This window comes from Nosocomiicoccus massiliensis (assembly GCF_000438455.1).
Lineage (GTDB): Bacteria > Bacillota > Bacilli > Staphylococcales > Salinicoccaceae > Nosocomiicoccus > Nosocomiicoccus massiliensis.
The window spans coordinates 1-4,458 of sequence record NZ_CAVG010000147.1 but is presented as its reverse complement, the minus strand read 5'-3'; the positions used below and the strand labels follow the sequence as shown (position 1 = coordinate 4,458).

Annotated in this window: 2 protein-coding genes and 23 tRNA genes; all 25 read left to right on the top strand. The window is 43.7% G+C overall.

All coding sequences use genetic code 11. From position 1 onward, the window contains the following. Positions 1 to 60 precede the first annotated feature (60 nt). The 25 genes from TJ68_RS07635 (at position 61) to TJ68_RS07515 (ending at position 4,380) form a co-directional block, all read left to right on the top strand. Positions 61 to 136: transfer RNA gene (locus TJ68_RS07635), tRNA-Val, on the top strand. 5 nt (positions 137 to 141) lie between these two features. After that, a tRNA-Thr gene (locus tag TJ68_RS07630) sits at positions 142 to 217 on the top strand. A 4-nt stretch (positions 218 to 221) separates the two neighbouring features. Next, positions 222 to 294: transfer RNA gene (locus TJ68_RS07625), tRNA-Lys, on the top strand. An 8-nt stretch (positions 295 to 302) separates the two neighbouring features. Next, positions 303 to 387, top strand: a tRNA-Leu gene (locus TJ68_RS07620). Between the two features lie 16 nt (positions 388 to 403). Beyond that, positions 404 to 478 (top strand) — tRNA-Gly (locus TJ68_RS07615). Between the two features lie 12 nt (positions 479 to 490). Then, positions 491 to 579: transfer RNA gene (locus tag TJ68_RS07610), tRNA-Leu, on the top strand. A gap of 8 nt (positions 580 to 587) precedes the next feature. Then, positions 588 to 661: transfer RNA gene (locus tag TJ68_RS07605), tRNA-Arg, on the top strand. Between the two features lie 13 nt (positions 662 to 674). Then, positions 675 to 748 (top strand) — tRNA-Pro (locus TJ68_RS07600). Positions 749 to 754: 6 nt separating this feature from the next. Then, positions 755 to 830, top strand: a tRNA-Ala gene (locus TJ68_RS07595). A 33-nt stretch (positions 831 to 863) separates the two neighbouring features. Beyond that, positions 864 to 937 (top strand) — tRNA-Met (locus tag TJ68_RS07590). Positions 938 to 945: 8 nt separating this feature from the next. Then, positions 946 to 1,019, top strand: a tRNA-Ile gene (locus TJ68_RS07585). A gap of 25 nt (positions 1,020 to 1,044) precedes the next feature. After that, positions 1,045 to 1,134 (top strand) — tRNA-Ser (locus TJ68_RS07580). Positions 1,135 to 1,149: 15 nt separating this feature from the next. Continuing rightward, a tRNA-Met gene (locus TJ68_RS07575) sits at positions 1,150 to 1,222 on the top strand. A 20-nt stretch (positions 1,223 to 1,242) separates the two neighbouring features. Further along, a tRNA-Asp gene (locus tag TJ68_RS07570) sits at positions 1,243 to 1,318 on the top strand. A 15-nt stretch (positions 1,319 to 1,333) separates the two neighbouring features. Next, positions 1,334 to 1,409: transfer RNA gene (locus TJ68_RS07565), tRNA-Phe, on the top strand. A 4-nt stretch (positions 1,410 to 1,413) separates the two neighbouring features. Next, positions 1,414 to 1,486: transfer RNA gene (locus TJ68_RS07560), tRNA-Thr, on the top strand. Between the two features lie 6 nt (positions 1,487 to 1,492). Beyond that, positions 1,493 to 1,573: transfer RNA gene (locus TJ68_RS07555), tRNA-Tyr, on the top strand. A gap of 5 nt (positions 1,574 to 1,578) precedes the next feature. Next, positions 1,579 to 1,649: transfer RNA gene (locus tag TJ68_RS07550), tRNA-Trp, on the top strand. A 7-nt stretch (positions 1,650 to 1,656) separates the two neighbouring features. Further along, a tRNA-His gene (locus tag TJ68_RS07545) sits at positions 1,657 to 1,732 on the top strand. A 3-nt stretch (positions 1,733 to 1,735) separates the two neighbouring features. Beyond that, a tRNA-Gln gene (locus TJ68_RS07540) sits at positions 1,736 to 1,807 on the top strand. A 6-nt stretch (positions 1,808 to 1,813) separates the two neighbouring features. Next, positions 1,814 to 1,884, top strand: a tRNA-Cys gene (locus tag TJ68_RS07535). Between the two features lie 17 nt (positions 1,885 to 1,901). After that, positions 1,902 to 1,977, top strand: a tRNA-Gly gene (locus TJ68_RS07530). Positions 1,978 to 2,026: 49 nt separating this feature from the next. Further along, positions 2,027 to 2,106, top strand: a tRNA-Leu gene (locus tag TJ68_RS07525). Positions 2,107 to 2,372: 266 nt separating this feature from the next. Next, complete coding sequence (locus TJ68_RS07520; protein WP_040929557.1) at positions 2,373 to 3,482, top strand: PfkB family carbohydrate kinase; 1,110 nt, start codon at positions 2,373 to 2,375, stop codon at positions 3,480 to 3,482. Continuing rightward, complete coding sequence (locus TJ68_RS07515; RefSeq protein WP_040929556.1) at positions 3,466 to 4,380, top strand: pseudouridine-5'-phosphate glycosidase; 915 nt, start codon at positions 3,466 to 3,468, stop codon at positions 4,378 to 4,380. The genes TJ68_RS07520 and TJ68_RS07515 overlap by 17 nt, the downstream gene beginning before the upstream one ends. Positions 4,381 to 4,458: the final 78 nt, after the last annotated feature.

Here is a 4,458-nt window from a genome sequence, read left to right as displayed (position 1 = left end):
CATTTATTTTTAAAAAAAAGTATTGCATACATACAAGAAATATGTAATAATAATACGTGCGGAGAATTAGCTCAGCTGGGAGAGCACCTGCCTTACAAGCAGGGGGTCGGTGGTTCGAGCCCGCCATTCTCCACCATTTATGCCGGCCTAGCTCAACTGGTAGAGCAACTGACTTGTAATCAGTAGGTTGGGGGTTCAAGTCCTCTGGCCGGCACCATCTAGAGCCGTTAGCTCAGTCGGTAGAGCATCTGACTTTTAATCAGAGGGTCACAGGTTCGATTCCTGTACGGCTCACTCTTTAAGCGGGTATGGCGGAATTGGCAGACGCACTAGACTTAGGATCTAGCGCCTTCGGGCGTGGGGGTTCGACTCCCTTTACCCGCACCATAAAAAATTAAATAACGCGGAAGTAGTTCAGTGGTAGAACACCACCTTGCCAAGGTGGGGGTCGCGGGTTCGAATCCCGTCTTCCGCTCCATTAAATGGTTGCGCCGGGGTGGCGGAACAGGCAGACGCACAGGACTTAAAATCCTGCGGTAAGTGATTACCGTACCGGTTCGATTCCGGTCCTCGGCACCATTTTTTAAGCGCCCATAGCTCAATTGGATAGAGCGTCTGACTACGGATCAGAAGGTTAGGGGTTCGACTCCTCTTGGGCGCGTATATAAAAGTGACGGGAATTAGCTCAGCTTGGTAGAGCACTTGGTTTGGGACCAAGGAGTCGTAGGTTCGAATCCTATATTCCCGATATAATGGGGGGTTAGCTCAGCTGGGAGAGCGCCTGCTTTGCACGCAGGAGGTCAGCGGTTCGATCCCGCTACTCTCCACCATTAGTTTTATATATAAGTTTGATGAGTATACCAGGCGGTGTAGCTCAGCTGGCTAGAGCGTTCGGTTCATACCCGAAAGGTCGGGGGTTCGATCCCCTCCACCGCCACTTAAAGTGGACCTTTAGCTCAGTTGGTTAGAGCAAACGGCTCATAACCGTTTGGTCGCAGGTTCGAGTCCTGCAAGGTCCATCGAATTTTAATTTAATATTATTATGGAGGAATACCCAAGCCTGGCTGAAGGGATCGGTCTTGAAAACCGACAGGGGCGTAACAGCTCGCGGGGGTTCGAATCCCTCTTCCTCCGTTTTCTTTTTATTATCGCGGGATGGAGCAGTTGGTAGCTCGTCGGGCTCATAACCCGGAGGTCAGTGGTTCAAATCCACTTCCCGCAATTTTTTTTATATCAATTAATGGTCCCGTGGTGTAGCGGTTAACATGCCTGCCTGTCACGCAGGAGATCGCGGGTTCGATTCCCGTCGGGACCGCCATTTAATTTAATATATGGTTCTGTAGCTCAGTTGGTAGAGCATCTGACTGAAGATCAGAGTGTCGGCGGTTCGATTCCGTCCAGAACCACCATTTTGCCGGCCTAGCTCAACTGGTAGAGCAACTGACTTGTAATCAGTAGGTTGGGGGTTCAAGTCCTCTGGCCGGCATTTTTTGGAAGGGTAGCGAAGTGGCTAAACGCGGCGGACTGTAAATCCGCTCCTTCGGGTTCGGCAGTTCGAATCTGCCCCCTTCCATTTATAGGGGTATCGTATAATGGTAATATAGAGGTCTCCAAAACCTTTGATGTGGGTTCGATTCCTACTACCCCTGTACGACGGCGATTGTGGCGAAGTGGTTAACGCACTGGATTGTGGCTCCGGCATGCGTGGGTTCGAATCCCATCAGTCGCCCCATATTGGGCTGTAGCCAAGCGGTAAGGCAACGGATTTTGGCTCCGTCATGCAAAGGTTCGAATCCTTTCAGCCCAGTAGTTTGGCGCCTTAGCCAAGTGGTAAGGCCGAGGACTGCAAATCCTCTACCACCGGTTCAAATCCGGTAGGCGCCTTTTTTAATTTTATATATGCGGAGATAGTTAAGTTGTTTATAACATACTTCTTCCTGAAGTAAGTCGTTGGTTTAAATCCAGCTCTCCGCTCCATTTTTTTGGTAAGACTTTGTAAGTCTTATTTTTTTTTTATTAAAATTAAGCTCCCGTGGCGGAATAGGCAGACGCGTCGGACTCAAAATCCGATTCTTCGGAGTGCCGGTTCGATCCCGGCCGGGAGTATTTTGTTTATTAGGACGATGAAGTTTGTTGAAAAGGAGATTAGTATATGGGTATTTTTGCTTTTATTTTAATTTGTGGTCTTTTTGGTTATTTTTTAATTAATCGTTTTAGAAGATGAGGTTTTTCTTTATCTTAATAGATTTTATAAAAATAACATGATAAGATAATAAAACGTTATGAATGCTCTTTTACAAAGTTATACTGATAAAATTTTATCGATGTGCTGTATAATAAAAGATAGAAATCGTTTGAGAGGAGATAGGCTGTTGAATCAAAGAGAGGCTGAAGTATTAAATCTCATAAAAGAGAACCCGTTTATTTCTCAGTCGGAGTTGTCTAAAAAGCTTGGTTTAACTGCTTCGAGTGTATCGAGAATTATAGCAGATCTCGTGCATAAAGAGTTTATTCAAGGACAAGCTTACGTTTTAAATGAAGAGTTCCCGATCGTTTGTGTCGGTGCAGCGAATATTGATAAGAAGTTTTTTGTTCATGAAAAGCTGATTCATGGAACGTCAAATCCGATTGATTCTGCGCATTCTGTCGGTGGAGTTGTACGTAACATCGCTGAGAACTTGGGTCGTTTAGGCCAAAACGTTGCGCTCATTACGACAAGAGGTGATGACGCAGAGTGGCTGAAAGTTAAAGAAGCATCTGAAGCGTATATTAACTTAGATTTCACTGAAATCATCGAAGGGAAAAATACAGGCGCATATACTGCATTAATAAACCGTGAAGGCGAAATGGAATACGGTTTTGCGGATATGAGTATTTACGATGAATTCACACCTGAAGTACTGATTCGTCAGACGTATATTTTAAAGCGTGCAAAATGTATCGTAGCGGATTTAAACGTACCGAAAGTGACGCTTGAATTCTTAGTAGCATATGCAGAAAAACACGATATTAAGTTAGTATTTATTCCTGTATCTGGACCGAAAATGGAGCGTCTGCCGGATGATTTAGAGCCAGTCGACTGGTTAATTGTGAACCGTGATGAGACTGAAGCTCAGTTTAATATGGTCATTCAGACGGATGAAGATTTAATGGAAGGTGCGAAGTTGTGGAACGCTCGCGGCGTGTCTAACGTTATCGTAACGAACGGATCTAAATTTTTAGCATATTCGTCTAAAGATTATGAAAAGATTTATCAGATTAAGAAATCGAGCCGCGTCGTCGACGTAACAGGCGCTGGCGATAGTTTTTCTAGCGCAGTGATTTACGGATGGCTAAATGGGTATAGTATAGATGACTGTATTGAACTTGGTATGGTCAACTCAACAAAAACGATTGAAACAGATTTTACAGTACGTCAAGATTTAACAGAAAAGCAGTTAAAATTAGATTTGGAGGCTTATAGGAATGAATCATTTAATTGATCTTACAAAAGAAGTACAAGAAGCATTAGAAAATAATAAACCAGTGGTCGCATTAGAGTCGACTATTATTTCTCACGGTATGCCGTATCCACAAAACGTAGAGATGGCGAAGAAGACTGAAGAAATCATTAGAGAAAACGGTGCAGTACCAGCGACAATCGCAATTATGGACGGCCGTATTAAAGTCGGACTTACTGAAGACGATTTAGAATTACTTGCTAAAGAAGGACGTAATGTTACTAAAGTATCTCGTCGTGACTTAGCTGAAGTTATCGCAATGAAAACACTCGGTGCGACTACTGTAGCATCTACAATGATTTGTGCGAACTTAGCAGGAATCAAATTCTTCGTTACAGGTGGAATCGGTGGGGTACACCGCGGATATGAAGAGCATATGGACGTATCAGCAGACTTAGACGAACTTGGTAAAACAGACGTCGTCGTAATCTCTGCAGGTGCGAAATCTATTTTAGACTTACCAAGAACTCTAGAATACCTTGAAACAAAAGGTGTACCAGTAATTGGATATCAAACAGATGAACTACCTGCATTCTTCACGAGAGAAAGTGGACTTAAACTCGCATCACACTTCGATACGACAGAAGATATCGCAAAAGTCATTAAAGCAAAACACGATTTAGGACTTGAAGGTGGTACGAGCGTTGTAAACCCAATTCCAGAAGATGAAGCACTCGACAAAGACTACATCAACGGTGTAATCCAAGAAGCGGTCGAGCAAATGGAAAAAGACGGTGTCGGCGGTAAAGAAGCAACACCTTACTTATTAAAAGCAATCGTTGAAAAAACAGACGGAAAAAGCTTAGAAGCTAACATCAACCTCGTATACAACAACGCAAAAATCGGCGCACAAATCGCGGTTGATTACTATAAGCTGTAATTAGATAATAGAAGTTAATGCCCCCTCACATGGTGTGAGGGGGTTTTTATTCATGAAATAATAGTGTAGGGTTACTCG

Coding starts and splice junctions, on each gene's coding strand:
- TJ68_RS07515 (WP_040929556.1), top strand. CDS start 3,466: ATGAATCATTTAATTGATCTTACAAAAGAAGTACAAGAAGCATTAGAA.